At 69.9% G+C, this 26,284-nt stretch carries 25 protein-coding genes and 1 pseudogene; 4 read left to right on the top strand and 22 right to left on the bottom strand.

Annotated elements, in window-relative coordinates; translation table 11 throughout:
* Positions 1-9: 9 nt before the first annotated feature.
* The 11 genes from ACFPZI_RS28415 to ACFPZI_RS28465 form a co-directional block, all read right to left on the bottom strand.
* Entirely contained in the window at positions 10-900 is an 891-nt protein-coding gene (locus ACFPZI_RS28415) for a diacylglycerol kinase (RefSeq protein WP_381368754.1), read from the bottom strand.
* 30 nt (positions 901-930) lie between these two features.
* Positions 931-1,881: a twin-arginine translocase subunit TatC gene (gene tatC / locus ACFPZI_RS28420; RefSeq protein WP_381368757.1), complete on the bottom strand. Its 951-nt coding sequence runs from the start codon at positions 1,879-1,881 to the stop codon at positions 931-933.
* Positions 1,882-1,929: 48 nt separating this feature from the next.
* Positions 1,930-2,220: a Sec-independent protein translocase subunit TatA gene (gene tatA / locus ACFPZI_RS28425; protein WP_381368762.1), complete on the bottom strand. Its 291-nt coding sequence runs from the start codon at positions 2,218-2,220 to the stop codon at positions 1,930-1,932.
* A 253-nt stretch (positions 2,221-2,473) separates the two neighbouring features.
* Positions 2,474-2,668 (bottom strand): hypothetical protein, encoded by a 195-nt coding sequence (locus tag ACFPZI_RS28430; protein ID WP_381368765.1) that lies wholly within the window; start codon positions 2,666-2,668, stop codon positions 2,474-2,476.
* Between the two features lie 75 nt (positions 2,669-2,743).
* Positions 2,744-3,037 carry a hypothetical protein gene (locus tag ACFPZI_RS28435; protein ID WP_381368767.1) on the bottom strand — a complete coding sequence of 98 codons (294 nt, stop codon included), beginning with the start codon at positions 3,035-3,037 and terminating at the stop codon, positions 2,744-2,746.
* 61 nt (positions 3,038-3,098) lie between these two features.
* Positions 3,099-4,094, bottom strand: a complete 996-nt coding sequence (locus ACFPZI_RS28440) for a helix-turn-helix transcriptional regulator (protein ID WP_381368770.1) — start codon at positions 4,092-4,094, stop codon at positions 3,099-3,101.
* A gap of 17 nt (positions 4,095-4,111) precedes the next feature.
* Positions 4,112-5,065 (bottom strand): helix-turn-helix transcriptional regulator, encoded by a 954-nt coding sequence (locus tag ACFPZI_RS28445; protein WP_381368773.1) that lies wholly within the window; start codon positions 5,063-5,065, stop codon positions 4,112-4,114.
* A 170-nt stretch (positions 5,066-5,235) separates the two neighbouring features.
* On the bottom strand, positions 5,236-5,607 hold the full coding sequence (locus ACFPZI_RS28450) for an FKBP-type peptidyl-prolyl cis-trans isomerase (protein WP_360033895.1): 372 nt from the start codon (positions 5,605-5,607) through the stop codon (positions 5,236-5,238).
* Between the two features lie 60 nt (positions 5,608-5,667).
* Positions 5,668-6,669: an FKBP-type peptidyl-prolyl cis-trans isomerase gene (locus ACFPZI_RS28455; protein WP_381368776.1), complete on the bottom strand. Its 1,002-nt coding sequence runs from the start codon at positions 6,667-6,669 to the stop codon at positions 5,668-5,670.
* Positions 6,670-6,804: 135 nt separating this feature from the next.
* Positions 6,805-8,166 carry a Pup--protein ligase gene (gene pafA, locus ACFPZI_RS28460; RefSeq protein WP_381368779.1) on the bottom strand — a complete coding sequence of 454 codons (1,362 nt, stop codon included), beginning with the start codon at positions 8,164-8,166 and terminating at the stop codon, positions 6,805-6,807.
* Positions 8,167-8,175: 9 nt separating this feature from the next.
* Positions 8,176-9,435 (bottom strand): MFS transporter, encoded by a 1,260-nt coding sequence (locus ACFPZI_RS28465; protein ID WP_381368782.1) that lies wholly within the window; start codon positions 9,433-9,435, stop codon positions 8,176-8,178.
* A 130-nt stretch (positions 9,436-9,565) separates the two neighbouring features.
* On the opposite strand from ACFPZI_RS28465, the gene ACFPZI_RS28470 reads away from it, so the two are divergent.
* Positions 9,566-10,582, top strand: coding sequence for a LacI family DNA-binding transcriptional regulator (locus tag ACFPZI_RS28470; protein WP_381368785.1), 1,017 nt, complete (start codon positions 9,566-9,568; stop codon positions 10,580-10,582).
* Positions 10,583-10,745: 163 nt separating this feature from the next.
* Here the strand turns inward: ACFPZI_RS28470 and prcA are convergent, their stop codons facing one another.
* From prcA to arc, 6 genes and pseudogenes are all read right to left on the bottom strand, one after another.
* Positions 10,746-11,537: a proteasome subunit alpha gene (prcA, locus tag ACFPZI_RS28475; protein WP_381368788.1), complete on the bottom strand. Its 792-nt coding sequence runs from the start codon at positions 11,535-11,537 to the stop codon at positions 10,746-10,748.
* 75 nt (positions 11,538-11,612) lie between these two features.
* A complete protein-coding gene (gene prcB / locus ACFPZI_RS28480; protein WP_381368791.1) occupies positions 11,613-12,458 on the bottom strand; it encodes a proteasome subunit beta in 846 nt (281 codons plus the stop codon).
* Positions 12,410-13,015: pseudogene (locus tag ACFPZI_RS28485) on the bottom strand (endonuclease VII domain-containing protein). The gene prcB and the pseudogene ACFPZI_RS28485 overlap by 49 nt, the downstream one beginning before the upstream one ends.
* Positions 13,016-13,058: 43 nt before the next feature.
* A complete protein-coding gene (locus tag ACFPZI_RS28490) occupies positions 13,059-13,274 on the bottom strand; it encodes a ubiquitin-like protein Pup (protein ID WP_055571807.1) in 216 nt (71 codons plus the stop codon).
* Between the two features lie 156 nt (positions 13,275-13,430).
* On the bottom strand, positions 13,431-14,942 hold the full coding sequence (gene dop, locus ACFPZI_RS28495) for a depupylase/deamidase Dop (protein WP_381368794.1): 1,512 nt from the start codon (positions 14,940-14,942) through the stop codon (positions 13,431-13,433).
* Between the two features lie 235 nt (positions 14,943-15,177).
* Positions 15,178-16,944, bottom strand: coding sequence for a proteasome ATPase (arc, locus tag ACFPZI_RS28500; RefSeq protein WP_381368797.1), 1,767 nt, complete (start codon positions 16,942-16,944; stop codon positions 15,178-15,180).
* Between the two features lie 261 nt (positions 16,945-17,205).
* On the opposite strand from arc, the gene ACFPZI_RS28505 reads away from it, so the two are divergent.
* On the top strand, positions 17,206-17,511 hold the full coding sequence (locus ACFPZI_RS28505) for a ferredoxin (RefSeq protein ID WP_381368800.1): 306 nt from the start codon (positions 17,206-17,208) through the stop codon (positions 17,509-17,511).
* Positions 17,512-17,641: 130 nt separating this feature from the next.
* On the opposite strand, the gene ACFPZI_RS28510 is transcribed toward ACFPZI_RS28505, so the two are convergent.
* The 3 genes from ACFPZI_RS28510 to ACFPZI_RS28520 all read right to left on the bottom strand — a co-directional run bounded on the left by ACFPZI_RS28510 (position 17,642) and on the right by ACFPZI_RS28520 (position 21,017).
* Entirely contained in the window at positions 17,642-18,220 is a 579-nt protein-coding gene (locus tag ACFPZI_RS28510; protein ID WP_381368803.1) for a hypothetical protein, read from the bottom strand.
* Between the two features lie 227 nt (positions 18,221-18,447).
* Entirely contained in the window at positions 18,448-19,350 is a 903-nt protein-coding gene (locus ACFPZI_RS28515; RefSeq protein ID WP_381368806.1) for a tRNA (adenine-N1)-methyltransferase, read from the bottom strand.
* Between the two features lie 92 nt (positions 19,351-19,442).
* Positions 19,443-21,017 (bottom strand): site-2 protease family protein, encoded by a 1,575-nt coding sequence (locus ACFPZI_RS28520; RefSeq protein ID WP_417801261.1) that lies wholly within the window; start codon positions 21,015-21,017, stop codon positions 19,443-19,445.
* 526 nt (positions 21,018-21,543) lie between these two features.
* Between ACFPZI_RS28520 and ACFPZI_RS28525 the strand changes: the two genes are divergently transcribed.
* Complete coding sequence (locus tag ACFPZI_RS28525; RefSeq protein WP_381368812.1) at positions 21,544-22,515, top strand: RecB family exonuclease; 972 nt, start codon at positions 21,544-21,546, stop codon at positions 22,513-22,515.
* Between the two features lie 68 nt (positions 22,516-22,583).
* Positions 22,584-23,255 (top strand): response regulator transcription factor, encoded by a 672-nt coding sequence (locus ACFPZI_RS28530; protein ID WP_326751830.1) that lies wholly within the window; start codon positions 22,584-22,586, stop codon positions 23,253-23,255.
* Between the two features lie 117 nt (positions 23,256-23,372).
* Here ACFPZI_RS28530 and ACFPZI_RS28535 read toward each other — a convergent pair whose 3' ends face one another.
* On the bottom strand, positions 23,373-24,977 hold the full coding sequence (locus ACFPZI_RS28535) for an ABC transporter substrate-binding protein (protein WP_381368815.1): 1,605 nt from the start codon (positions 24,975-24,977) through the stop codon (positions 23,373-23,375).
* 442 nt (positions 24,978-25,419) lie between these two features.
* On the bottom strand, positions 25,420-26,160 hold the full coding sequence (locus ACFPZI_RS28540; RefSeq protein WP_381368818.1) for an HAD family hydrolase: 741 nt from the start codon (positions 26,158-26,160) through the stop codon (positions 25,420-25,422).
* Positions 26,161-26,284: the final 124 nt, after the last annotated feature.

Raw genomic sequence — 26,284 nt, forward strand, 5'->3', positions numbered from 1 at the left:
CCGCCCGGCTCAGGGGCCCACGACCCGTACCGCGCCGCGCACACAGCTCGCGGTCAGCGGCAGTGGTCCGAGCGGTTCCCCGTCCGCGTACCCGGTGACCTCCTCGGCGGCCAGCTCCACCCGCGACGCCCGGAACACGCTCACCTCGGGCCGGTCGACGTGCGTTCCGCGGTACACGGTGGGGAAGATCCGCAGCAGTGTGGCCCGGCCGCAGTCGCCGACCACCGTGACATCGAACAGTCCGTCGGTGAGGTCGGCCCCCGGGCAGATCCGCATGCCGCCGCCGTACGACGCCCCGTTGCCGACGGCGACCAGCGTCGCCTCGACCTCGCGGACGTCGCCGTCGTCGAGGGTGATCCGGTACGGGATCGGGCGCAGGGCCCCGAGTTCGGCAACCATGGCGAGGTCGTACTTGAAGCGCCCCGCGGGCAGCCGCATCCGGTTGCCGCGGTCGTTGACCCGGGAGTCGAAGCCGGAGGCGAGGACGGTGCCGAACCAGCGGTCACCGGCCCGCCCGAGGTCGATGTCACGCACCCGCCCGCACTTGAGGGCGTCGGCGATCATCCGGCCGGCGGCGGCCGGTTCCTTCAGCGGCATGCCGAGCGAGCGGGCGAAGTCGTTACCGGTGCCGGCGGCGATCAGGCCGAGCGGGGTGCCGGTGCCGACGACGGCCTGCAGTGCCAGGTTCACCATCCCGTCGCCGCCGACGGCGACCAGGGCGCCGGTGCCCTCCTCCACGGCATCGCGCGCGCGGGCGAGCGCGTCCGCGGCGTCCTCGCCGAGCACGGTGCGCACCGAGAAACCGGCCGCGCGCAACGCGGACGCGGCCGGCAGCGCCGCCCGGGCGCCCCGGCCGCGTCCCGCGGTGGGGTTGACGAAGAGGGTGATCTCGCTGGTCACCCCGTGACCCTACGAGCTTTGGCCCGGTGTTCAGGTCACGTCGTCATAACCGTTGACCCGGTCCGTGCCCGCCTGCTCGGGCAGGGCACTCCTGGCCGACACGGGTTCGGTCTCGCCGATGTCCTCGGGGGTGAGGTCCAGGTCGGAGGCCTCGTCGTCAGCGGGGCCCGCGGCCTCCAGACGGCGTCTGCGCCGGTCGTTGAACAGGGAGACGCCGACGGCAGCGAAGTACAGGATCCAGATCGGTCCGGCGAGGGCCATCATGGTCAGCGGGTCGGTGCTCGGCGTGGCCAGGGCCGCGAACAGCGTGATGCCCATGATCATGCCGCGCCACCAGCCGAGCATCCGCTTGCCGGTCAGCGCTCCGGTGAAGTTGAGCATGATCAGCAGCAGCGGCAGCTCGAAGGAGAGCCCGAAGACGATCACCATGCGCGTGACGAGGTCGAGCAGATCGTCCAGCGGCAGCAGGTTGTCGACGCCGGCCGGCGTGAAATCGATGAGCACCTTCGCCGTCGTCGGCAGCACCCGGTAGGCGAAGTAGGCGCCGCCGAGGAAGAGCGGGAAGCCCGTGGCGACGAACGCGTAGGCGTACTTCTTCTCGTGCCCGTGCAGGCCGGGAGCGACGAACGACCACAGCTGGTACAGCCAGACCGGCGAGGCCAGCACGACACCGGCCATCAGCGAGACCTTCAGCGCCAGGGTGAACGGCGTGATCAGGCCGTTGATGGTGATCTGCGCGCAGGGGTCCTCGCCGCGTGTCGAGGCGGCGAGTTCCTCGAAGGAATAGCCGCAGCCGACCGACTTGAGCACCGGGTCGGTGAAGAGGTTGATGATCTCGTTATAGAAGAAGGCCGCGCCGATCGTCACCAGGACGATGGCCAGCAGCGCTTTCGCGAGCCGGTTGCGGAGCTCACGAAGGTGCTCCGCGAGGGGCATCCGTCCCTCGGGATCCCTCTCCTGCTTGCGGGCAGACTTGGGCAACCCACGTTCCCATCTCGTGCGGCGGACCGGACCGCGTCCGGCCCTGCGTCAGCGCTTGGTCGTGTCCGTCGGCTCCGTGACCGGGCGGGAGCTGGTCACGTCGCCGGGGGCGGCCTGGATGGTGCGCTGCGCCGGGGACTCGTCGCCGGGGGCCGGAGGGTCGGCGGGGGCGGAGGACTTGTCCTTTTCCTCCTTCATCGCCTTGGCCTCGCTCTTGAGGATGCGGGCGGACTTGCCGAGCGACCGCGCCATGTCCGGAAGCTTCTTCGCGCCGAACAGCAGGATGATGACGACGAGGATGAGAATGATCTCGGAAGTGCCGATCTTGCCACCGAACATAAGTCTTTACCTTCTCATCGAGGCTGCTGAGGTGGGGGTGCTGCCCTGTCCGACCGTTCGGACACACGTCGGACACGCGAGCGATGACCGCGTTGTCAGCGATCGTAACGCTCAGGGGTGAACGTAGGGCAATCCCCGTGCGTACTCCCGTCCACGGTCCGGGCCTCGTTCTCCGGGCCGCGGTGAGCAGCGTACCCGCCCGGGTCGGCAACTCGACAGGGCGTGCGGCTCCCGGCGGCGTCCCGGGTCCGGGTCAGAGGGCTTCCGCGGAGCGGGCCGCGCCGGCCGCCGCCCGCTCCAGGTCCTCCGCGGCCCGGCTGATGCGCCGCGCCGAGTCCGTGACCTGTCTGCCGAGCCGCTCCGCCTCGACGAAGACCCGTACGGCGAACACCCCGAGCACCACGAGCCCCAGGAACCCCACAGCAATCGCGAACATCGCCCAGAACATAAGGGGAGCCTAGACGGTCCCCGCCTGCACGGGACGCCCGGCGCCCGGGAAGGGGACCGCGGCCGTCGGGGTCCGCTACGCCGTCGAGTGCAGCCGCAGGGTGCTGACCCCGCCGCCGGTGAGGAGTTCGACGACCCGCTCCCCCGCCGGCTTACGGACCGCCGCCTCGCACGCGGGGCAGGTGAACGAGTAGAAGGTGGTGCGCCTGCTGGCACCTATGACCAGTCGCAGCGCGCTCGCGCCCAGCTCGAAACGCCTCCTGCAGTCCGGGCAGCCCGCCCGGAACACGACCGGCGCCACGCTCCTCATACCGGAGAACGCGGACGTCACCGTCATGCCCCGTACTCCAGGGGTCGCCGACTCGCTCACAGTCCTCGCTCCTGCCTGTCGTCCAGCCCGCCCCGGACCGCGCACACCGTGTGCGGCCCGCTCATCCGGCCGCCCCGGCGCCGTCGTACGCCGCCAGCGCCTCGCGGGCCGCCCGCCGGGCGCTGTCCGCGAGGTCGTCCGGCGCGACGATCCGGCCGTCCCGCCCGAGCCGCAGCGCCAGCCGCTTGAGCGACGCCGGGTCGGGTGTCCGCAAGGTGATACGCAGCCCGCCGTCGGGCAGCTCATCCGCGCTGTCGTGCGGGTAGTACTCGGCGACCCAGCGACCGCCCGGCCCGACCTCGACCACGACCTCCGGATCCTCCGCCGCCGGCTGCACCAGCCCTTCCGACAGGTCTCGCAGTTCGACCTCGGGCGGCGCGGACGGCTCGTCGAGGATCTTGATCTCGGCGACCCGGTCGAGCCGGAACGTGCGGCGCGCCTCGGAGCGGCGGCACCAGGCCTCCACGTAGGTGTGCCCGACGCTGACCAGGCGGATGGGGTCGATCTCGCGCTCGCTGAGCTCGTCACGGGCGGGCGAGTAGTAGCGGATCCACAGTCTGCGGCGCTCGGCGATGGCCCGGTCGACGTCCGCGAAGACACCGCCCTCGGACTCGAAGGTCACCGACAGCCGGGCACTGGCGCCCGCCGCCTCACCGGCCGCGGTCTCCACCTTGGCGGTGGCCCGCAGCAGCGCCTGCCGGTCGCTCTCGCGCAGCCCGGGCAGGGTGGCCACGGCACGCGCGGCGACGAGCAGGGCGGTGGCTTCGTCCGCGGCGAGGCGGAGCGGCTCGGCGGCCTCCGCCCCGAGCGCGGCCGGATTGTGCCACCAGATGCGCTCCCCGTCGGTGTCGATGTCCAGCAGGTCGCCGCCGCGGAAACTCGTGCCGCACATGGGCAGCACGTCGAGGTCCGAGACCAGCTCGTCCTCGGTGATGCCGAAGGCGCGCGCCACGTCCTCGATCCGGGCGCCCGGACGCTCCCTCAGATACGTGACCAGGGAGAGCATCCTGCGGGTCTGGTCGATGGCGTTCACTGGCCTCACCGGTTTGCCTGCCACGTCCTTTTCCGTCCCCCTCAGCCCTTGGCCACGGCGCGCAGCCGGTCCACCACGCCGGCCCGCAGCTCGGCGGGCTCCAGGACCACCACGTCCGCTCCGAACTCCACCAGCCAGGCGTCCAGGCCGTGCCCGTACGGAATCTCCAACTCTTCCCAGCCCCCGCCGAGTTCCCGCACCGAGGTGGCTTTCACCCGAAGGGGGTACCCCGCGTCGGTGCGCAGTCGGATCCGCGCGGAGCGGTCGGCGCTCTCCCCCGCCCAGCTCGCGACCGTCTCGCGGACCGTGACGACGTCCGGCACCGGAGCGGTGTACCGGCTGCCGCGCGAGCGCACCTTGCCGGTGATCCGGGACAGCCTGAAGACCCGCTCGGCGCCCCGGTCGCGGTCCCAGCCCGCCAGGTACCAGTGACCGCGCCAGCACTCCAGCGCCCACGGCTCGACGTTGCGCGGTTCGGGCTGCGCGGCGTTGGCCTTGCGGTAGTCGAAGACGACGGGGCGGCGGTCGCGGCAGGCCAGCATCAGCGGTTCGAAGGCGGCCTCGTGCACGGGGATGCGGGGCTCGAGCGCGCTGTGGAACCCGTAGGGATCGACGTCCTCGGGCAGTCCCGCCGCACGCAGTTTCTGCAGGGCGCCGCTGGCCGCGCCGGCCAGTCTGGCCTGCTGCCACACCTTGGCCGCCAGGCCCAGTGCGGCTGCCTCCTCGGCGTCGAGGGTGATGGGAGGCAGGCGGTTGCTGTCCCGCCGGGCCAGGTAACCGACCTCGCCGTCGAGGTTCTCCACGGTCTCGATGACGAGCCCGAGTTCGCGCAGATCATCCTTGTCCCGCTCGAACATGCGATTGAAGGCGTCGTCCGAGGCCGCCTCGAGATAGGCCTCGACGGACTCGCGCAGCTCACGCTTGCTCAGTGGCCGCCGCGTGCCCAGCAGGCACAGCGCCAGGTTCATCAGCCGCTCGGCCTTGGCAATGGCCATCGACGCCCTTCGCCTCCTCATGCTGCTCAGTCCGATGACCGTACCGCCCCGTGGTGGCGCGGCAAAAGCCGAGGGTCCACGCCCGGACAGGCATGGACCCCAAGTGATCGACTCCGGTCGCAACCCGACCCGACGTCCGCACGGGCGACCGGTCGGCGACCGGCGAGTGATCAGACCCCGAGCAGGTCGACCACGAAGATCAGCGTCTCGCCGGGCTTGATCGCCGGAGTCGGGCTCTGGTTGCCGTAGGCCAGGTGCGCGGGGATGGTCAGCTGGCGACGGCCGCCGACCTTCATGCCCTGCACGCCCTGGTCCCAGCCCTTGATGACCCGGCCGCCGCCCAGCGGGAAGCGGAAGGGGGTGCCCCGGTTCCAGCTGGCGTCGAACTCCTCACCCGTGCTGAAGGCGACACCGACGTAGTGGACGTTGACGGTCTGACCCGCCTGCGCCACCTCTCCGTCGCCCTCCCAGATGTCCTTGATCTCGAGGTCCGCCGGGGGCTCGCCACCCGGGAAGTCGATCTCGGGCTTGTCGATGCTCACGTCTAACGCTCCTGCTTGTTTACGGAAAGGCGAACAGACACAGTCTTACATCACGCGCGGTCACAACTTCGCGAGGATGTCGACCGAGAAGACCAGCGTGGAGTCCTTCTTGATGTCGCTGCCCTCCGGCGGCGTGTCGCCGTACCCCAGCTCCGGCGGGATGACGATGAGGACCCGGCTGCCGACCTTCTTGCCGGTCAGCCCCTGCGCCCAGCCCTTGACGACCTGCTGCAGCGAGAACGAGGTCAGCTGCCCCCGCCCGTACGTCGAGTCGAACTCCTTGCCGCCGTCCCACAGCACGCCCTTGTACTGCACGAGCACACTGCTGTCGGCGGTGACCTCCTCGCCATCGCCCTCGATGATGTAGCTCGACACGAGCTTCTTCGAGGGGGCCGCGTCGGGCACCTCGATGGAGGGCGCCTTGCCGTCCGTGTTCGTGCCGACCTTGGGCAGATCGATGGTGTCCTGGGCGACCTCGCTGCCCTTGGCAGAGCTCTTCGCGTTGAATGTGTCCTGCACGTCCACCACGAACACCAGTGTGTCGGTGCCCTTGATGCCCGCCTGCTCATTGCCCTGCGTGCCGTAACCCCAGGTGGGCGGGATCGCCATCTGGACCCGGCTGCCGGCCTTCTTCCCCGTCAGCCCGTACCGCCAGCCGTCGATGACGCTGCCCTGGGCCAGCTGGATCGCCAGCGGGGCCTTGCGGTCGTAGGAGTTGTCGAACACCTTCGCGGTGCTCCACACCTGGCCCAGGTAGTGGGCCACCACGAAGTCGTTCTCGGCGATGGCCCTGCCGCCGCCCGCGATGACGGTCTTCACCGCGAGGTCCTTGGACGGGTCACCGCTGCCCTTGGCAACGGTGGGCTTCTCACCGAACTTCACGCCCGCGGTGATCGCCGGCAGCGGGCCGTCGACGATCTTCGGCGGAGGCGCGGCCGACGCGTCCGGCGCGGCCGGCGAGGCGCTCTCGCTGGTCTTGCTCGAATCGGACCCGCCGTCGCCGCACGCGGCGAGAGTGGCCAGTCCAGCGGGTACGGCAATGAGAAGTGAGCGTCGGCGCACGGTGGGGGCCTCGTAATCATCGATCTTGTCGGTGGCGTCCGAGCAACTCTACGGCGTGAGAAGGGCGCCGCACTGAGTAACGTACGGCGCCCGTGTGGCGTTCCGCGGTTCGGGAGAACCGCGGGACAACGCATCTCACATACCGGCGATCAGCTTCTCCACCCGCTCGTCCACCGAGCGGAACGGGTCCTTGCACAACACCGTCCGCTGCGCCTGGTCGTTGAGCTTGAGGTGCACCCAGTCGACGGTGAAGTCCCGCCGCTGCTCCTGCGCCCGGCGGATGAAGTCACCGCGCAGCCGCGCCCGGGTGGTCTGCGGCGGAACGGACTTGCCCTCGAAGATCTTCATATCGTTGCAGATCCGGGCGGCCTGCCCCTTCTTCTCCAGCAGGTAGTACAGCCCACGACGGCGGTGGATGTCGTGGTAGGCGAGGTCTATCTGCGCGACCCGTGGATGCGACATGGTCATGTTGTGCTTGGCCCGGTACCGCTCGATGAGCTTGTACTTCATCACCCAGTCGATCTCGGTGCCGATACGGTCGAGGTCCTCGGCCTCGATCGCGTCCAGCGTGCGGCCCCACAGCTCGAGCACCTGCTCGACCGTGCCGGTGCGGATGCCGCGGCGCTCGCAGAAGTCCACCGCCTTCTCGTAGTACTCACGCTGCACCTCCAGGGCGGAGGCCTCACGGCCGCTCGCCAGGCGGACCTTGCGGCGGCCCGTGAGGTCGTGGCTCACCTCACGGATCGCCCGGATCGGGTTCTCCAGCGTGAGGTCACGCATCACCGTGCCCGCCTCGATCATGCGCAGCACCAGATCGGTGGCACCGACCTTCAGCAGCATGGTCGTCTCGGACATGTTCGAGTCGCCGACGATGACATGGAGCCGGCGGTACCGCTCGGCGTCCGCGTGCGGTTCGTCACGCGTGTTGATGATCGGCCGGGACCGGGTCGTCGCCGAGGAAACGCCCTCCCAGATGTGCTCGGCCCGCTGGCTGACGCAGTACACCGCGCCACGCGGCGTCTGCAGCACCTTCCCGGCGCCGCACAGCAGCTGGCGGGTCACCAGGAACGGGATGAGGATGTCCGCGAGTCGTGAGAACTCCCCGTGCCGGGCCACCAGAAAGTTCTCGTGACACCCGTACGAGTTACCCGCCGAGTCGGTGTTGTTCTTGAACAGGTAGACGTCGCCCGCGATTCCTTCCTCGTGCAGGCGTCGTTCGGCGTCCACCAGGAGTCCTTCGAGAATGCGCTCCCCAGCCTTGTCGTGGGTGACCAACTCGGTCAGGTTGTCGCATTCGGGTGTGGCGTATTCCGGATGCGAACCCACGTCGAGATAAAGGCGGGCGCCGTTGCGCAGAAAGACGTTGCTGCTGCGGCCCCATGACACGACACGGCGGAAGAGGTACCGCGCCACCTCGTCAGGAGACAGGCGACGCTGTCCCCTGAACGTGCACGTGACGCCGTACTCGTTCTCCAGCCCGAAAATGCGGCGGTCCATGACTGAACATTACGCCCGATCCCCCGAACCCAAACGGGGTTCGACGGCACGGTTCGGATCATTTTCCGAACCGGCCGCAACTACGGACCCGCCTGCGGGAACCGCCAATACCCTTCCGGTGCACATCAAAACCAGCAAAGCCACGCCACCCGCGACAGCCGGTATCGCGAAGCCCCCCTGCGCGCCGCCCGCCTCGACCACCGGCCCGGCCAGGCCCGTTCCCACCGAAGCGCCCACGGTGAACGTCGTCACCAGCCACGAGAACGCCTCCGTGACCGTCCCGGCCGGTGCGTGCCGGTCCACCAGCACGAAGGCACATGCGATCGCCGGGGCCAGGAACACGCCGGCGACCACCGCGAGCAGGGTCATCGCCCCCGGCCCGGGCATCAGTGTCAGCGGCAGGTAACACACCGCCAGGAAGGCCACCAGCACCTGCAGTCGCCGCGCCGGCTCACCCGCCCACTGCCGCGCCCCGTACGCCATGCCGCCGACGAGCGCGCCGAGCCCCAGGCCCGCCATCAGCCAGCCGTACACATGACCGCCGCCGTGTTCGTCCCCGTAGGGCACCGAGGCCACCGTGATGGACCCCAGCGCGATGCCGACGAACAGGAAGGCGCCCAGCAGCGCCAGCAGTCCCGGCGAGCGCAGCGCACCCAGCCAGTGCGCCTCGCGCGGCGCCGACCGCCACGCGCGCGAAGGCGCCGACACCACCACGGACAGCGCGCCCAGCACCCCCAGCCCGTTCAGCACCAGCAGGGCGACCTGGGGCGACCACACCGACACGCACACCGTCACGAGCAGCGGCCCTACGGTGAACATCACCTCCTGCGCCACCGCGTCCATCGCGTACGCCCGGTGCACCTGCTCCTCGCGGTGCAGCACCGAGGACCACAGGGCCCGCAGCCCGCCCTCCAGCGGCGGCGTGAACAGCCCCGCGGCGGCCACCGCCGCATACGCCGCAGCCCGCGGATCGATCCCCACGAACGCGAAGACCGCCATCGCCAGCGCCGACAGCACCGCGGCCGGCAACTGGACCCGCGGCTGGCCCCGCAGGTCCACGAGCCGCCCCAGCACCGGCTGCCCGACCGCGTTGGCCACGCCGTACACCGCCGCCAGGGCGCCGGCCAGACTGTACGAACCGCCCTCCGCGCGGACGAACAGCACGATCGCGATGGCCGCGGTCCCGTTGGGCAGCCGGCCCACCAGCGTGCCCACCAGCAGCCGGGTCGCGTGCCGCACCCGGAGGATCTCCAGGTATCCCGTGGCCATGCGGCGTCCTCCACTCCCCCGCCGGTGCTCCTCGGAACCCCGACGTTGTACGTATAACCTTGTTCTCCATACGTACCATGTCCGCTGTTCGCCAGTCCAGACGGAGTCCAGTCGAAGGAGCGGTCCCACGGTGGCCCGAGCCCAGACCCGCCCCACCAGCCGGGACGTCGCGCAGGCAGCCGGCGTCTCCCAGGCCGCCGTCTCCCTCGTCATGGGCGACAAATGGCGCGGCCGCGTCTCGGAAACCACGGCACAGCGCGTACGCGAGGCGGCGCACACCCTCGGCTACCGCCCGAACCTGGCCGCCCGCAATCTGCGCCTCGGCCACACCCGCACGGTGCTCCTGGTCGTCCCCGCCCTCACCACCGAGTTCTTCGCCGGCGTCTACACCGGCGCCGCGCGCGTCGCCGCCCAGCACGGCTTCGGCGTCGTCCTCTACCCCTCCCCCGAGGGCATCGGCCCCGCCCGCAACCCCTTCGCCTCCGCGCAGGCCGCCCTCGACGGCGTCATCGCCTCCTCCATGGCCGCGGACGCCCTCACCGCGATCCGCGGCGACCAGCTCCCCCTGGTCATGCTCGACAGCGACCCCCGGAGCACCCTGGGCGCCGCGACGGTCAACCTCGACATCGCCGACGGTGTCCGCCGGATCGCCCGCCACCTCCTGGACCTGGGCCACCGCGACGTCCTCCACCTGGCAGCGGACATCCCCTCCTGGACCTTCGACGTACGCGCCCGCGAACTGGCGGCCCAGCTGGCCGCGGTCCCCGGCACGACCCTGCGCACCACCCGGTCGCCCATCTCCATCCAGGGCGCCGTCACCGCCGCCCATGCCGCCCTGGCCGCCCCCGGCCGCCCCACCGCCGTCGTCTGCGACGACGACAAGCTCGCGGCCGGCGCCTACAAGGCAGCCCGCCGACTCGGCCTGCGTGTCCCCGACGACCTCTCCGTCACCGGCCTCGACGACCTGGCCCTGGCCACGGCCCTCGACCCGGAACTCACCACGGTCCGCCTCGACGCGGAGCTCTTCGGCGAACGCGGCATGCAGGCCCTCCTCGCGGTCCTCGACAACCGCACCCCCGAGGCCGGCGACATCCCCGTCCACCTGGTGATCCGGGGATCGACGGCCCCGCCCGCCACCCGCCCCTGAGTACTCGCGGGCGCTCCCGGGTACTCCTCGGCACCCCGGAAACACCGGCCGCGCACAGCAGGTCCGGTAACGGGACGGGGGTGTCCGCCCGCGGCACGGACGCACACCCCACCGGGCTGCTCGGGCCCGCCACCTCACCCGAGCGAGCCGGGCGGGGCCGGATCTACTCCTCGCCCTCGGACGTGCTCCCGGAGGCCCCTCCGGCCTCGTCCTCCGCCTCCACATCGGCCTCCGCCTCGGACGCCGTCTCCGCGCCGTCGGCCGCGAGCAGCCGCGCCAGCTGCCGTCCGGTGATGCGCTTGAACTTGCGCTTCTGCGGCCGCGTACGGTCCAGCACGGCCACTTCCAGCCGCTCCGCGGGAATCTCCCGCTCACTGCCGTTGGTGTCCCGCGACAGCGACTGCACCGCCAGCGCGAGCGCCTGGGCCAGCGTCATGCCGTCCCGGTGACGCTGGTCCAGATAGCCGCTGATCTGCTCCGCGTTGCCCCCCACCGCCACCGAGCCGTGCTCGTCGACGATGGAACCGTCGTGCGGCAGCCGGTAGATCTGGTCGCCCTCCGGGGTCTCGCCGACCTCGGCCACCACCAGCTCCACCTCGTACGGCTTCTCCGCCGCACTCGAGAAAATCGTGCCCAGGGTCTGTGCGTACACGTTCGCCAGGCCCCGGGCGGTCACGTCGTCCCGGTCATAGGTGTAACCCCGCAGATCGGCGTAGCGCACGCCACCGATCCGCAGGTTCTCGTACTCGTTGTACTTGCCGGCGGCGGCGAAGCCGATCCGGTCGTAGATCTCGCTGAACTTGTGCAGTGCACGGGACGGGTTCTCGCCGACGAACACGATGCCGTCGGCGTACTGCAGCACGACGAGGCTGCGGCCGCGCGCGATCCCTTTGCGGGCGTACTCCGCCCGGTCGGCCATCGCCTGCTGGGGTGAGACATAGAACGGCGTCGACACGGGTCAACCGTCCCTTTCTGTCGAAGTCACTGGATGGAGGCTGAGTGGAGGACCGTCATCAACGAACCGCGCGCCCTACAGCAGCGCGGCGCGCGGACCGTCCGGCTGCTCCAGCCGCCGCTCCAGCACCGACCGGGCGATCTCGGACGTCTCGTCCTCGGTGAGCCGGCGGAAGCCGTCCTCGGTGATCACTGTGACGATCGGGTAGATCCGGCGGGCGACATCGGGACCGCCGGTCGCCGAGTCGTCGTCCGCGGCGTCATACAGGGCCTGCACCACCAGGGTGGTCGCCTCGGACTCGCTCAGACCGCCCCGGAAGAGCTTCTTCATGGCACTGCGCGCGAAGACCGACCCGGAACCGGTGGCCGCGTACCCCTGCTCCTCCGAACGCCCGCCCGTGACGTCGTAGGAGAAGATCCGGCCCTTCTCCCGGTCCACGTCGTACCCCGCGAACAGCGGGACCACGGCCAGGCCCTGCATCGCCATCCCGAGGTTGGACCGGATCATGGTCGACAGCCGGTTCGCCTTGCCCTCCAGGGACAGCTGCGCGCCCTCGACCTTCTCGAAGTGCTCCAGCTCCAGCTGGAACAGCTTCACCATCTCCACGGCGAGCCCCGCCGTGCCGGCGATGCCCACCGCCGAGTACTCGTCCGCGGGGAACACCTTCTCGATGTCCCGCTGGGCGATGACATTGCCCATGGTGGCCCGGCGGTCACCGGCGAGCACGACACCACCGGGGAAGCTCACGGCGACGATCGTGGTCCCGTGCGGCACCTCGATCACGCCCTGGGTGGGCGGCAGTTGCCGCTTCCCCGGGAGCATCTCCGGCTGATGCTCCGACAGGAAGTCCATGAAGGACGACGATCCAGGAGTCAGGAAGGCAGCCGGTAGACGCCCGGTGCTACGAGTGTTGGCTTCCACGCGATTCCTTCCACGTAAGCGGCAGCCCGCCTTATGGCATCGGGCCGGTCCTTGAACTGCCCCAGCGCGGCATTGCAGCTGAAGCACAGTACGCCACGGACCCTACCCGTCTTGTGGCAGTGATCCACATGTGCGGCCGGAGCAGACAAACATATGCAGCAGGCGTCTCCTTGCGAGGCGATCGGCTCGTCGCGCTCGGCTTCGGTGATGCCGTACTGACGCTTCAGATGGTTTGCCGCCCCTGGGCCGCCCTGCACGCCTTGCAGTGCGTCGAGAGACCGTCGGACGCGGTCGCATGACGATATGCCACTCGCTGTGCGGTTTGATCTCGTCGCACGTCCGGCAGAGCTTGGGTCCAGCCGGGACGTCCACCTTCTCGCGCACGGTCTTCCCGATGACCTCCCGCGGCGCGGGGAGTGCGCGGCACTGCACTCCGCCACGCACTCCCGGCACCGCATCTGAAGGCCATCACGCCGATTCCTGTCCCGCGCGAAAGCTGCGAGAGGCAACTCCCGTTCACAGCCCGTGCACTGCTTCTCGGGCGCCTCTGCAGCCACCCCCCGTAACCTTCACTTCAAAGGCACAGTGACCCGGAACCCTTTACTGCCCACCCTTTTGCACGAATGAGCGCACGAAATCCTCTGCATTGGCCTCGAGCACATCATCGATTTCGTCGAGGACGTCGTCCACGTCGTCGCTCAGCTGCTCCTGACGCTCCTTGAGGTCTTCGGATGCCTGCGCCTCGGGCGCCTCCTCGACCTCCTCGGTGGAGCGCGTCGCCTTCTGCTGTCCGCCGCCGGTGTCCTTGGTCGCCATAACCCTCACCCCGCTCGGTTCGACGTTCTTGTATCAGACCCTACAAGCAGGGTCCGACATGGGCCCCGCAGTTCCTACAACGTACGGCGGCCACCTCGATGATTCCCTTCCGCCGGACTTTCCACCCTGTCCGGCGGGCCGGTCGTGTGCGCCGACTCAGTTGCCCGACAACACCCTGACCAGGTCTTCTGCCGTTCGGCAGCGGTCCAGCAGTTCTTTGACATGATTACGCGTTCCGCGAAGCGGTTCCAGGGTTGGGACCCGCTGGAGCGAGTCCCGGCCCGGCAGGTCGAAGATCACCGAGTCCCAGGAGGCCGCCGCGACGTCGTCCGCGTACTGCTCCAGGCAGCGTCCGCGGAAGTAGGCGCGGGTGTCCTCCGGCGGCTTCGTCCGGGCCCGCTCGACCTCTGTCTCGTCCAGCAGCCGCTTGATGCTGCCGCGGGCGACGAGACGGTTGTAGAGCCCCTTGTCGGGCCGTACGTCGGCGTACTGGAGGTCGACGAGGTGCAGCCGGGCGGCATCCCAGCCCAGACCGTCCCTGCGCCGGTAGCCCTCCATGACCTGCCGCTTGGCGACCCAGTCCAGCTCGCCTGCCAGGCTCATGGGGTCGTTCTCCAGGCGGTTGAGTGTGTCCTCCCAGCGGGCCAGGACGTCCTTGGTCTGGTCGTCGGCGTCGGCTCCGTACCGTTCCTCGACGTACTTGCGAGCGAGTTCGTAGTACTCCATCTGGAGCTGGACGGCGGTGAGTGTCCGGCCGCTGCGGAGCGTGACCAGCCGCTTCAGGGTGGGGTCGTGCGAGACCTGGTGCAGGGTCCGTACGGGCTGGTCGACCGCGAGGTCCACGGCGATGAAGCCGTCCTCGATCATCGACAGGACGAGCGCGGTCGTGCCGAGCTTCAGGTAGGTCGAGATCTCGGACAGGTTCGCGTCGCCGATGATCACATGGAGCCGGCGGTGCTTCTCGGCGTCGGCGTGCGGTTCGTCGCGGGTGTTGATGATGGGGCGCTTCAGTGTGGTCTCGAGACCGACCTCGACCTCGAAATAGTCCGCGCGCTGGCTGAGCTGGAAGCCGTGCTCGTGGCCGTCCTGGCCGATGCCGACGCGTCCTGCGCCGGTGAAGACCTGGCGCGAGACGAAGAACGGGGTGAGGTGGCGGACGATGTCCGAGAAGGGCGTCTCCCGCTTCATCAGGTAGTTCTCGTGGGTGCCGTAGGAGGCGCCCTTGTTGTCGGTGTTGTTCTTGTACAGGTGGATGGGCTGCGCGCCCGGGAGCGCGGCGGCCCGTTCCGCGGCCTCGGCCATGATCCGCTCGCCGGCCTTGTCCCAGAGGACGGCGTCGCGGGGATTGGTGACCTCGGGGGCGCTGTATTCGGGGTGTGCGTGGTCGACGTAGAGTCGCGCGCCATTGGTGAGGATGACGTTGGCGAGGCCGATGTCCTCGTCAGTGAGCTGGCTGGAGTCGGCGGCCTCGCGGGCGAGGTCGAAGCCTCGCGCGTCCCGCAGCGGGTTCTCCTCCTCGAAGTCCCAGCGGGCCCGGCGGGCCCGGTGCATCGCCGCCGCGTAGGCGTTCACGATCTGGGACGAGGTGAGCATGGCATTGGCGTTGGGGTGGCCGGGGACTGAGATCCCGTACTCCGTCTCGATGCCCATTACTCGCCGTACGGTCATGCGGCCCTCCTTGCTCGGCGGCGTCCCCGGTCGGGGGCGCCGCTCAAGTACCGCTGGCGCTCCGGTGCGTGTGCGGTGCCCGTCCCCGCGCTGTGCGACTCGGCGGTACCGAAGAGCCTAGAACGCCTTTGCACTGGTGGGGAGATCATTTGCGTCATTGCTGTGTTCCGGACGCGACTGGGGAAAACAGTCGGCTGCGGGTACCCACCGAGGGCACCCGCAGCCACCCTGCGTTTTACAGGTACTGACCGGTGTTCGCCACCGTGTCGATGGAACGTCCGGTGTCCGAGCCCTGCTTTCCGGTGATGAGGGTACGGATGTAAACGATCCGCTCGCCCTTCTTGCCGGAGATCCGGGCCCAGTCGTCGGGGTTGGTGGTGTTGGGGAGGTCCTCGTTCTCCTTGAATTCGTCCACGCAGGCCTGGAGCAGGTGGGAGACGCGGAGGCCCTTCTGGCTCTTTTCGAGGAAGTCCTTGATCGCCATTTTCTTGGCGCGGCCGACGATGTTCTCGATCATGGCGCCGGAGTTGAAGTCCTTGAAGTAGAGGACTTCCTTGTCTCCGTTGGCGTAGGTGACTTCCAGGAAGCGGTTTTCCTCGGTTTCGGCGTACATGTGTTCCACGGCGCTCTGGATCATGCTCTGGACCGTCATGTTCCGGTCGCTGCCGTGTTCGGCGAGGTCGTCGCCGTGCAGCGGGAGGCGCGCGGTGAGGTACTTGCCGAAGATGTCCTTGGCCGCCTCGGCGTCCGGACGTTCGATCTTGATCTTCACGTCGAGCCGGCCGGGCCGCAGGATGGCGGGGTCGATCATGTCCTCACGGTTGGAGGCACCGATCACGACCACGTTCTGCAGGCCCTCCACGCCGTCGATCTCGGCGAGGAGCTGCGGGACGATCGTGTTCTCCACGTCGGAGCTGACGCCGGAGCCGCGGGTGCGGAAGAGGGATTCCATCTCGTCGAAGAAGACGATGACGGGGGTGCCCTCGCTGGCCTTCTCGCGGGCCCGTTGGAAGACGAGGCGGATCTGCCGCTCGGTCTCGCCGACGTACTTGTTGAGGAGCTCGGGGCCCTTGATGTTGAGGAAGAAGCTCTTGCCGGCGGCCTGACCGGACACTTCGGCGACCTTCTTGGCCAGCGAGTTGGCGACGGCCTTGGCGATGAGCGTCTTGCCGCATCCGGGAGGCCCGTAGAGCAGGACACCCTTGGGCGGACGCAGTTCGTGCTCCTTGAACAGGTCCGGGTGGAGGTAGGGCAGCTCGACGGCGTCACGGATGGCTTCGATCTGGTTGCCGAGGCCACCGATCTGCTCGTAGCCGATGTCGGGGACTTCTTCGAGGACGAGCTCCTCGACCTCGCTCTTGGGGACGACCTCGTAGACGTACCCGGAGCGGGGTTCGAGCAGGAGCGCGTCGCCGGGGCGGATGGTGATGCCCAGCAGGGGCTCGGCGAGCCGGACCACCCGTTCCTCGTCGGTGTGACCGAGGACGAGTGCCCGTTCTCCGTCCTCGAGGATCTCCTTGAGGGTGACGATGTCTCCGACGCGCTCGAACTCCATGGCCTCGACCACGTTGAGCGCTTCGTTGAGCATCACTTCCTGGCCACGCCGGAGCTCGTCGAGGTCGACGCCGGGACTCACGTTCACCCGGAGTTTTCTGCCGCCGGTGAAGATGTCGGCGGTGCCGTCCTCGTTCGCCAGGAGGAAGACTCCGAAGCCGGCCGGGGGCTGCGCGAGCCGGTCGACCTCCTCCTTGAGGGCCACGATCTGGTCGCGGGCCTCGCGGAGCGTGCCGGCGAGTCGTTCGTTCTGGGCGGACACGCCGGCCAGGTTGGTCTGCAGCTCGACGATCCGCTCTTCGAGAATCCTCGTGTGTCGCGGAGAGTCGGCGAGCTTGCGGCGCAGGACGGCGATCTCCTGCTCAAGGTAGGCAATCTGCCCGGCCGGGTCCTCGGACCCGCGTCCCGGGCGGATGCCGCGGTTCATGTCGTCGTCGTGGGCTGCCACGGTCCTCACCTCCTCCAAGGGGAGCTGGACGCTTCCAGACCCTACCTGGGCGGGTGTCGATTGAAACCCCTAGATCACAAAGACGGTCGAGGTGTGTCCGATCTTCACCCTTGCGCTCTCCCTCACGCCAGGGGAATACCCACCAAGGGTGACGGGAACCCCGGCGAAGGTAGGGTCAACGTGTTCAACACCCGTCGGAGCTGGCCGGATTCCCATTCGGTTCGACGCGGGAGACCGGGACACGGGGAGACGGCAGGAGAGATGAGCGTGCAGCAGGAGGCCGGAGTCGAGGGCGAGGCCCTGGAGGTCTGGATCGACCAGGACCTGTGTACCGGCGACGGCATCTGCGCGCAGTACGCGCCCGAGGTGTTCGAGCTGGACATCGATGGACTGGCGTACGTGAAGGGCTCGGACGACGAGTTGTTGCAGGCCACGGGGGCGACGACGCGCGTGCCGCTGCCGATCCTCACGGACGTGGTCGATTCCGCGAAGGAGTGCCCGGGTGAGTGCATCCATGTGCGTCGCGTGGTGGACGGCGTGGAGGTGTACGGGCCGGACGCCGGGTAATCGGTTCGGCACCGCTCGTCACCGCTGTCCGCTTCCTCACCCACTTTTCCTCACCCACTTTCCGGCGCTCCGGTAGCGCGCACGTGGGAGCGTGCCGGGGCGTGTGACCCGAGTTGCGCCTCCGCCGGGTTCACACGCTCCGGGCGCCGGAGGGCTCGGACTGGACGAACACCCCGTTGTCCCAGTGCCACTTCACGCTCTTGCGCACGTCGGGGCAGCAACGGGGCACGTCGGCGGACGAGTAGCCGAGAAGCGCCGCGGTGATCTCGCCGTCGCGCACGGCGAAGTCGTCGACGTTGGTGCGATCCTTGGGGTCGACGAGGGTGGCCACCAAGCGGGGCGTGTCGGCCCCGGCAGCCTGGGTCAGCACGTACACGCCGTCGGGCGGGGTGCCCATGGAGGCGTCGCAATGGACGGCCGCCACCGTCTCGGGCCGGCCGTCGCCGTCCAGGTCACCGGCCGCTTGCTTCTTGACCACCACGTCCACCGGACCGCACTCGAGCGGGAACTCGACGGCCGCCGGGTCGGGGGGTGTCATGTGCGCCGGGGCGCTCTTCGTCTCCAGGGCGGGCGTCTGGGCCGCCGTCGCGGCTCCGGGCTGCGTCAGGGAGGAGAGCGCCACCACACCTGCGACGGCCGTGGCGGTGGCGACCCAGTGGATCGGGCGGGTGTGCGTGTGCGCGAGCTCCGGAACGGCGGATGACTGCACGAGGAGCGTCTCCTGTGAGAGCTGTGCCGGTGGGGTGGCCAGCATCGTGCCACACGTCACAGTGCGGGGGAACGGCGGGGTGTGCGGTTGTGGTGCAGTGGTCGGTCCCGTCCCCTCCCGTCGCGTCCCCTCCCGTCGCGTCAACACGAGAGCGCCGTGGCCCAGTTCCCGGTGCGGGTGGGGAACTGCGCCACGGCGCTCGCGCGTTGTCGTGGTGGCGGGTCGCGTCAGCGTGCGGTGCCCGCGTCGGCGTTGGGTCCCGAGTAGTCATCGCCGTAGGCGCCCTTGGCCGGGCGGCGGCGACGCATGGGGGGTTCCACGCCGTCGGCGAGCCGGCGGGCGGTGAGCAGGAAGCCGGTGTGGCCGATCATCCGGTGGTCCGGGCGGACGGCGAGACCTTCGATGTGCCAGTTGCGGATCATCGATTCCCAGGCGGTCGGCTCGTTGAAGGAGCCGATCTCCCGGATGGACTCGACGGTCCGGGCGAGCTGGGTGGTGGTCGCCACGTAGCAGCAGAGGATGCCGCCGGGGACGAGTGCCTTGGAGACTGCTTCCAGGCATTCCCAGGGGGCGAGCATGTCGAGGATGACGCGGTCGACCTCGGTGTCGGACAGGTTGTCCTGGAGGTCGCCGACGGTCAGCTGCCAGGCGGGGTGCGGGCCGCCGAAGTAGCGCTCCACGTTGGCCTGGGCGATCTCGGCGAAGTCCTCGCGGCGTTCGTAGCTGTGCAGCATGCCCTGGTCGCCGATGGCGCGCAGCAGGAAGCTGCTGAGCGAGCCGGAGCCGACACCGGCCTCCACCACGCGGGCGCCGGGGAAGATGTCGGCGAAGGCGAGGATCTGCCCCGCGTCCTTCGGGTAGACGACGGCTGCCCCGCGGGGCATGGACAGGACGTAGTCGGGGAGCAGGGGGCGCAGCGCGAGGTAGGCGACGTTCCCGGTGGTGCGGACAACGCTGCCCTCGGGTGCGCCGATCAGCTCGTCGTGGGGGAAGGAACCCTTGTGCGTGTGGAAGTTCTTCCCGGCCTCGAGCGTGAACGTGTAGTGGCGGCCCTTGGGGTCGGTCAGCTGTACCTGGTCCCCGACCTTGAAGGGCCCGCGTCGGCGGGCGGCACCGGTCGGTTCGGACATGTGACCAGCCTACCGGTCCCGGCACGGACCACTGACCACCCAGGCTCCGAGGGCGGGCGGCGGACAGAACGGCCGTCGGGCGGCGGCGGGCGTCAGGCGGGGCGGGCCATGGCCTTGACGAAGGCGCGCTCGACATCGGCCGCGGACAGGACGCCGTAGATCTCGCCGGTCGCCTCGACGACCAGGTACTCGGTGGCGGGTGCGGCACGCAGGGCTTCCAGGAGCTCCTCCCCCGCGAGCTCGGCGGAGACGCGCATGCCGTCGGTGAGGTCCTGGGCGAGCCCGCTGACCGCGACCCAGGGGCGGCGGTGCTCGGGTACGCCGACGATGGCGGCCTCGCGCACCAAGGACAGCGGGGTGCCGTCGGCGTCGACGACGACGAGGGCGCGGGCTCCGGCGGCGTTGGCGCGGCGCAGCGCCTCCGAGAGGGGGGTGTCGGTCTCGACGGGCACCGCGCGGCGGGTCAGGGCGCGGGCGCGCAGTTCCGGCAGGTGCTCGCGCAGGCGGGCCATGCGCAGGCTGTTGCCGGCGCCGGTCCAGATGATCGCCGCGAGGATGGCGGCGAGCAGGGCGTCGAGGACGGTGTCCATGCCGACGCCGTCCGCGGCGTCGGAGCCGAGGGCTCCGGACTGGGTGAGGAGGGGAAGGCCGACCAGGACGGAGATGGCGAGGGCGCGGCCCACCCAGGCGGCGGCGACAGTGCCGCTCATCGGCTTGCCGGTGATCTTCCAGACGACCGCGCGGAGCATGCGTCCGCCGTCGAGGGGGAGGCCGGGCAGGAGGTTGAAGACGGCCACGATGAGGTTGGAGATCATCAGGCCGGCCAGGAGGACGCCGGGTACGGAGCCGGGGTCGACCGCGAGCAGTCCGAGGTAGAACAAGCCGGACAGGACGAGGGAGAGCAACGGGCCCACGAAGGCGAGCACGAACTCCCGTCCGGGGGTCTCGGCCTCCTTCTCGATCTCGGAGACGCCACCGAAGAACTGGAGCTGGATGCGGCGCACCGGGAGCTTGAAGCGGAGGGCGGCCAGTGTGTGGGCGAGTTCGTGGACCAGCACCGAGGCGTAGAAGGCGACGGCGAAGAACAGGGAGACCAGGTAGCTGGCGGCGCCGAGCTCGGGCAGCACGCGGTCGATCTGGCCGCCGAAGACCCAGGTGATGAGGATGGCGACGAGGAACCAGCTGGGCGCGACGTAGACGGGCACGCCGAAAGGACGTCCCATCAGCAGTCCGCCGCGCTGCTGCTCCACCGGGGGCTGGGGGGCGGGTTCCTTGCCGAGCGGCGAGTGGGCGAGAGTGCGGTCGGTGTGGTGGGGCTGGTCCGGCTCGGGTGCGGGCCGGTGGCCGGCCGTCGGGGTGGTGCCGGGTCCGGGTCCGGTGGTGGACGGCGGCTGGGGCCCGGGATCGGGCGCGGTCCGGCCGGCCGGGGCCGCGTCGGGCGAGGGCCCGGCCTCGCGGCTGCCGGACGGGGCGTCGGGTCCCGCGTCGGCCGTCCGGCCGTCCGACGGCGCATGGGGCGCCGTCCCGCGGGTTTCGCGGGGGGACGCCTGTTCGGCCGGCGGACGGCCCACGGTGCCGCTCTCGGCAGCGTCTGTCTCGTCCGAGGTTCGCGGGGCACGGTTCCCGGTGGGTTCGCCCGGCTCCTCCGGATGCTCCGGACCGGCCACGTTCCGCGGCTGGGTGCCGGTGCCTTCGGCGGGAGGCCGCACCGGGCCGGAGGGCCGCTCGGGCTCCCCGTCCCGAAGCGTGGTCCCGGCCTCCGCCGGGGCACCGCCGGTCCGCGATGGAGCGTTTCCGGAGTTCGGCGGGGTGCGGTCGGCGGAGTGCCCGGCGATCCGGTCGTCCGAGGGGTCCTGGGTGGTTTCGGCCGGGTCGAAGCGGCCCCCGTCCGTGGGGGATTCGCCTGCCGGGTGCCCTGCGTGGCGCTCGGCCGACTCGTCGTTGCCGGAGCGCGGCTGCCCGCGTCCGCCGCTTGCGTCCACCGGTGTCCCCTCGTTCGCTGCGTCTCCCGCGCCTGCCGGGCGGGATGGTCTTGAGTCGATGGTATGCGGCCGTTGCCGCACGTTTCGCCTCGGCACCCCTGACCGTTCCCCTCCGTCACCGCGCCTGCTCTCCCTCTCCTTCCCCTTCTCCCCCTTCGGTCACCCCGCACCGTGCGATCACTGTCAGTGCGGGGCCGTAAGGTCTGTGGACATGGAGACGAGCACCGGGGCCGCGGGGCGGTCCGACAGCATGCCGGTCGTGGCGGTGGATGCGCAGGTCGCGGCCGGGGAGACGGCTGTGGGCGGGGACGCGGCTGTGGCGGCCGGGGCCACTGCAGCGCCTGCCGTGCGACCCTCCGCGCCACCCGTCTCGCTGTCCCCGTCGCGCGCCAGTGACTTCATGCAGTGTCCGCTGCTGTACCGGTTCCGGGTCATCGACCGGCTGCCGGAGAAGCCGAGCGAGGCGGCGACGCGGGGCACGCTGGTGCACGCAGTACTGGAACACTTGTTCGATGTCCCGGCCGCCGAGCGCACCTCGCGACGGGCGAAGGCACTGGTACCGGGGCAGTGGGACCGGCTACGGGAGTCCCGGCCGGAGGTCATGGAGCTGTTCGCCGAGGATCCGGAGGGTGAGCGGCTGGCGCGCTGGCTGGCGGAGGCGGAGCAACTGGTGGAGCGCTGGTTCGGCCTGGAGGATCCCAGCCGGCTGGAGCCCGCCGAGCGGGAGCTGTTCGTGGAGGCCGAGCTGGATTCCGGGCTGAGGCTGCGCGGGATCATCGACCGGGTGGATGTGGCGCCCACCGGCGAGGTGCGGATCGTCGACTACAAGACGGGCAAAGCACCGCGGCCGGAGTACGCGGAGGGCGCGCTGTTCCAGATGAAGTTCTACGCCCTGGTGGTGTGGCGGCTGAAGCAGGTGATCCCGCGCCGGCTGCAGCTCGTGTACCTGGGCAGCGGCGATGTGGTGACGTACGACCCCGTCCGCGCCGATCTGGAGCGCGTCGAGCGCAAGCTGCTGGCGTTGTGGGAGGCGATCCGGGAGGCCACGGAGACGGGTGACTGGCGGCCGCGCCCCACCAAGCTGTGCGGCTGGTGCGACCACCGGGCGCACTGCCCGGAGTTCGGCGGCACTCCCCCGCCCTATCCGCTGCCGGTACGGACCGCCGGGTCCGACGCGGTGTGATGCGCCCCGGGCTCCGGCTGGACAGAGGGCGCAGGCACAATGAGGGCGGACTAGCGAAGGAGACTTACGTGGCCATCCGCGTCCTACTGGTCGATGACCAGCCGCTGCTGCGCACCGGCTTCCGGATGATTCTGGAGGCCGAGCAGGACATCGCGGTCGTCGGCGAGGCCGGGGACGGCCTCCAGGCCCAGGATCAGGTGCGGGCACTGCAGCCCGACGTGGTGCTGATGGACATCCGCATGCCGCGGATGGACGGCGTGGAGGCGACCCGGCAGATCACCGGCCCCGAGCGGGACGGCCCGGCGAAGGTCCTGGTGCTGACGACGTTCGATCTCGACGAGTACGTGGTGGAGGCGCTGCGCGCGGGCGCCAGCGGCTTCCTGCTGAAGGACGCCCCGGCCCATGAACTGGTGCAGGCGATCCGGGTGGTGGCCGCCGGTGAGGCGATGCTCGCCCCGAGCATCACGCGCCGGCTGCTGGACAAGTACGCCACGCATCTGCCATCCGGTGACGAGCCGGTGCCGGACACACTGCACACGCTGACCGACCGTGAGGTCGAGGTGCTGAAGCTGGTGGCACGAGGGCTGTCCAACGCGGAGATCGCCGCGGACCTGTTCGTCAGCGAGACGACGGTGAAGACGCACGTCGGTCATGTCCTGACGAAGCTCGGGCTGCGCGACCGGGTGCAGGCCGCGGTGTACGCGTACGAGAGCGGGTTGGTGCGCCCGGGGGCGCAGTAGCGCCCACCCGCTCGCCCGGCGCCCGCCGCTCACTCCGCACCCGCACACACCGAGGGCGCCTCCCGACTTGCGGGAGGCGCCCTCGGTGTGTGCGGGCCCGGTCCGGGCCCTGCCGTGTCAGCCGCTCACGCCACGGCCCAGCTCCCACAGCTGGAGCGTGGAGGAGGAGTTGAGCAGGTACGCGGTACCGGTGATGCTGTCGTGCGCGGCGACGTACTGCTTGCCCTGCCACAGCGGCAGCACGGGCACGTCCTCGGCAACGATGTCCTGGATCTTGTTCAGGCTGCCGGTGGCGGCCAGGCGGTCGGCCTGACGGCGGGACTCCGGGATCAGCTCCTTGCGGACCTTGGTGTTGGCGTACGGCGAGTTGAGGAAGTTGTCGGCGTCCAGGAACGGGGCGAGGAAGTTGTCGGCGTCCGGGTAGTCGGGGAACCAACCCATGCCGTAGACGTCGAACTTGCCCTCCTGGCCGTCCGGCCGGAAGGTTTCCCAGGCCGCGCCCTTGATGTCGGTGTCGAACAGGCCGCTGCCGTTGAGCTGCTCGCTGAGCTGCTCGAACTCCCCCTTGGTCGCGGGACCGTAGTGGTCGGTCGTGTAGTGCAGCGTCATCTTCACCGGGGTGGCGATCCCGGCCTCCTCCAGCAGCTCGCGGGCCTTGGAGACGTCGGGGTCGCCGTACCTGTTGAAGAACGCGTTGGAGTGACCGGTGACGGTCGCGGGCACCAGCGAGTACAGCGGCTCGGCCTGGGAGCCGTAGACCTTGGCGACCAGCTCGCTGCGGTTGATGATCTGGGCCATGGCCTGGCGGACGGCCTTGGTCTCCACGGAGGGGGCCTTGGTGTTGAAGGCCAGGTAGCGGATCTCCAGACCCGGCGACTCGACGAGGTCGACGGTGTCGTCGGAGTCGTTGCCGAGCTTTGTGATCTGCTCCGGCGACATGCTGCGGGTCATGATGTCGATCTCGTCGCCCTCGAGCGCCTCGCCCATGGCCTCGGCACTCTCGTAGGAGAGCATCTCGATCCTGCCGTGGGCGACCTTCAGGGATCCCTTGTAGGAAGGGTTCTTGACGTAGGTGGCGCGGACCAGTTCGCCGTCCTCGACCTCGGTCTCGAACGTGTACGGGCCGGAGCCGTCGACGTCGAACCCGTCGCGCAGCTTGTCCTTGTCGTAGGAGTCCTCGGGGACGATGCCGGCGACCGGGGTGGACAGCTTGTACGGGAAGGTGGCGTCCGCCGACTTGAGGTGGAAGATCACCTCACGGTCGCCCTGCGTCTCGACGGTGTCGATGGTGGACAGCAGCGCGAAGACACCACTGTCGGCCTGGATCGCCAGGGCGCGGTCGATGGAGTACTTCACATCGGCCGCGGTGATGGAGTCACCGTTCGAGAACTTCAGGCCTTCGCGCAGGGTGCAGCTGTACCGCTCGTTGCCGGAGTCGGTGAAACCGCAGCTCTCGGCAGCCTCGGGCACCGGCGCGCCGTCACCGCGCGGCTGGATCAGCAGTGTCTGCACGGTCTGGCGCAGGATGTTCCAGGTACCGACGTCGTAGGCGTACGCCGGGTCGACCGGCGCGGGCTCGTCCTTCGAGACGGTGAACCGGTCCGTGGTGCCGACGACGATCGCGTCGCCGTTGCCGCTCCCGCCATCGGTATCGCCACAGCCGGCGAGTACCGGCGCGAGCAGACCAATCGCGGCCGCCAGCACCAAAGTCTTGCGGTTCATGCTCGAGTTTCTCCAGAGCTGTCGACTCCGTGTATGCGGCATACAGGGTGTTGCTACCGATCACGGGGATGGGGAAGATGTTCTCGCGATGAGGTTAGTCCGCACCCGCGGGAAGGTTCGCCGCCACTGGAGTTGAGCCTCCATCACGGAGTGGAACCGGGTGTGAACGCACCGACAAACGTCGGTGCGGCAGGATTGGTGCAGTGATCCACCAATCGGGACACAAGGGAACGCGGAGGCCCGCCGAAAAGGGGCGGACACCACATGCCGACCCCCCTGTCGAGACTCCGGAAGGTGGTGAATATCACACATAAAATCCGGCCCGAGGGACGGAATTCAACGTTCGGTAGCAGTCCGAATTCCTTCGGGCACCCATCAGCGCGGCCGGGGCGTGGGCCCTTGGAATTCCAGCCCCTTACACCGGCCTACACTCGGTGAACACCTAGCGCATTTCCGTCATCAGGCCGTGCAGAAAGGTCAGGTCGACGGCTTCAAGCGAGGAGACGACGGTCCGCCGGACGGCAGCCTCGATCGGGGCCACCGAGGGCACCGCCACGACGTGGCACCCCGCTGCCTCGGCGGAAGCGACACCCGTCGCCGTGTCCTCGACGGCGGCGCACCGCAGGGGGTTCACACCGAGTCCGACGGCCGCGGCCAGATACGGGTCGGGGTGCGGCTTGGTGCGCGGGACCTCGTCACCGGCGACCGACAGCGCGAAGTGCTGGGAGCCCAGTGAGGTGAGTACCCGGTCGATGATGCGCCGGTGCGAGGCGGAGACCAGGGCCGTGGGGATGCCGTGCTCGGACAGCTCGGCCAGCAGGCGGGCGGCGCCGGGCATGAGCGGCAGGGTGTCGGCGATACGGTCCTCGAAACCGTCGTTGAGCAGCACCGCCAGTTCGGCGAGGGGGATGTCGGCCCCGGTCGCCTCGATGAGGAAGCCCGCGCTGCGGGTCATGGGGCCGCCGACCACGACGTGGCGCCAGGAGTCGTCGAGGGTGTGGCCGAGGGAGGCGAACACCTCGACCTCGACGTCCCACCAGAAGCCCTCGGTGTCGACCAGGGTGCCGTCCATGTCCAGGAATACGGCCTGAAGGGTGGATCCTCCGGCCGTGCGGGGCTCTCCCGCCCGGGCGGGCCGGAGACTCTGGGGAAGGGTGTCGAGCGCGGGAACCGTACTGGTCATCCACGTACCTCCGTCAAAGGGACGATCAGGCCGGTTCCCACAAAGGGAACCGGCCTGCGGTGGACCGACCAGTGTACGTCGCGCCCGGGGCAACCGCTTCCGGTGCCTCACGGACCTACTGGGG

Source organism: Streptomyces chlorus (assembly GCF_042655885.1).
In the GTDB taxonomy this organism is placed as follows: Bacteria; Actinomycetota; Actinomycetes; order Streptomycetales; family Streptomycetaceae; genus Streptomyces; species Streptomyces chlorus.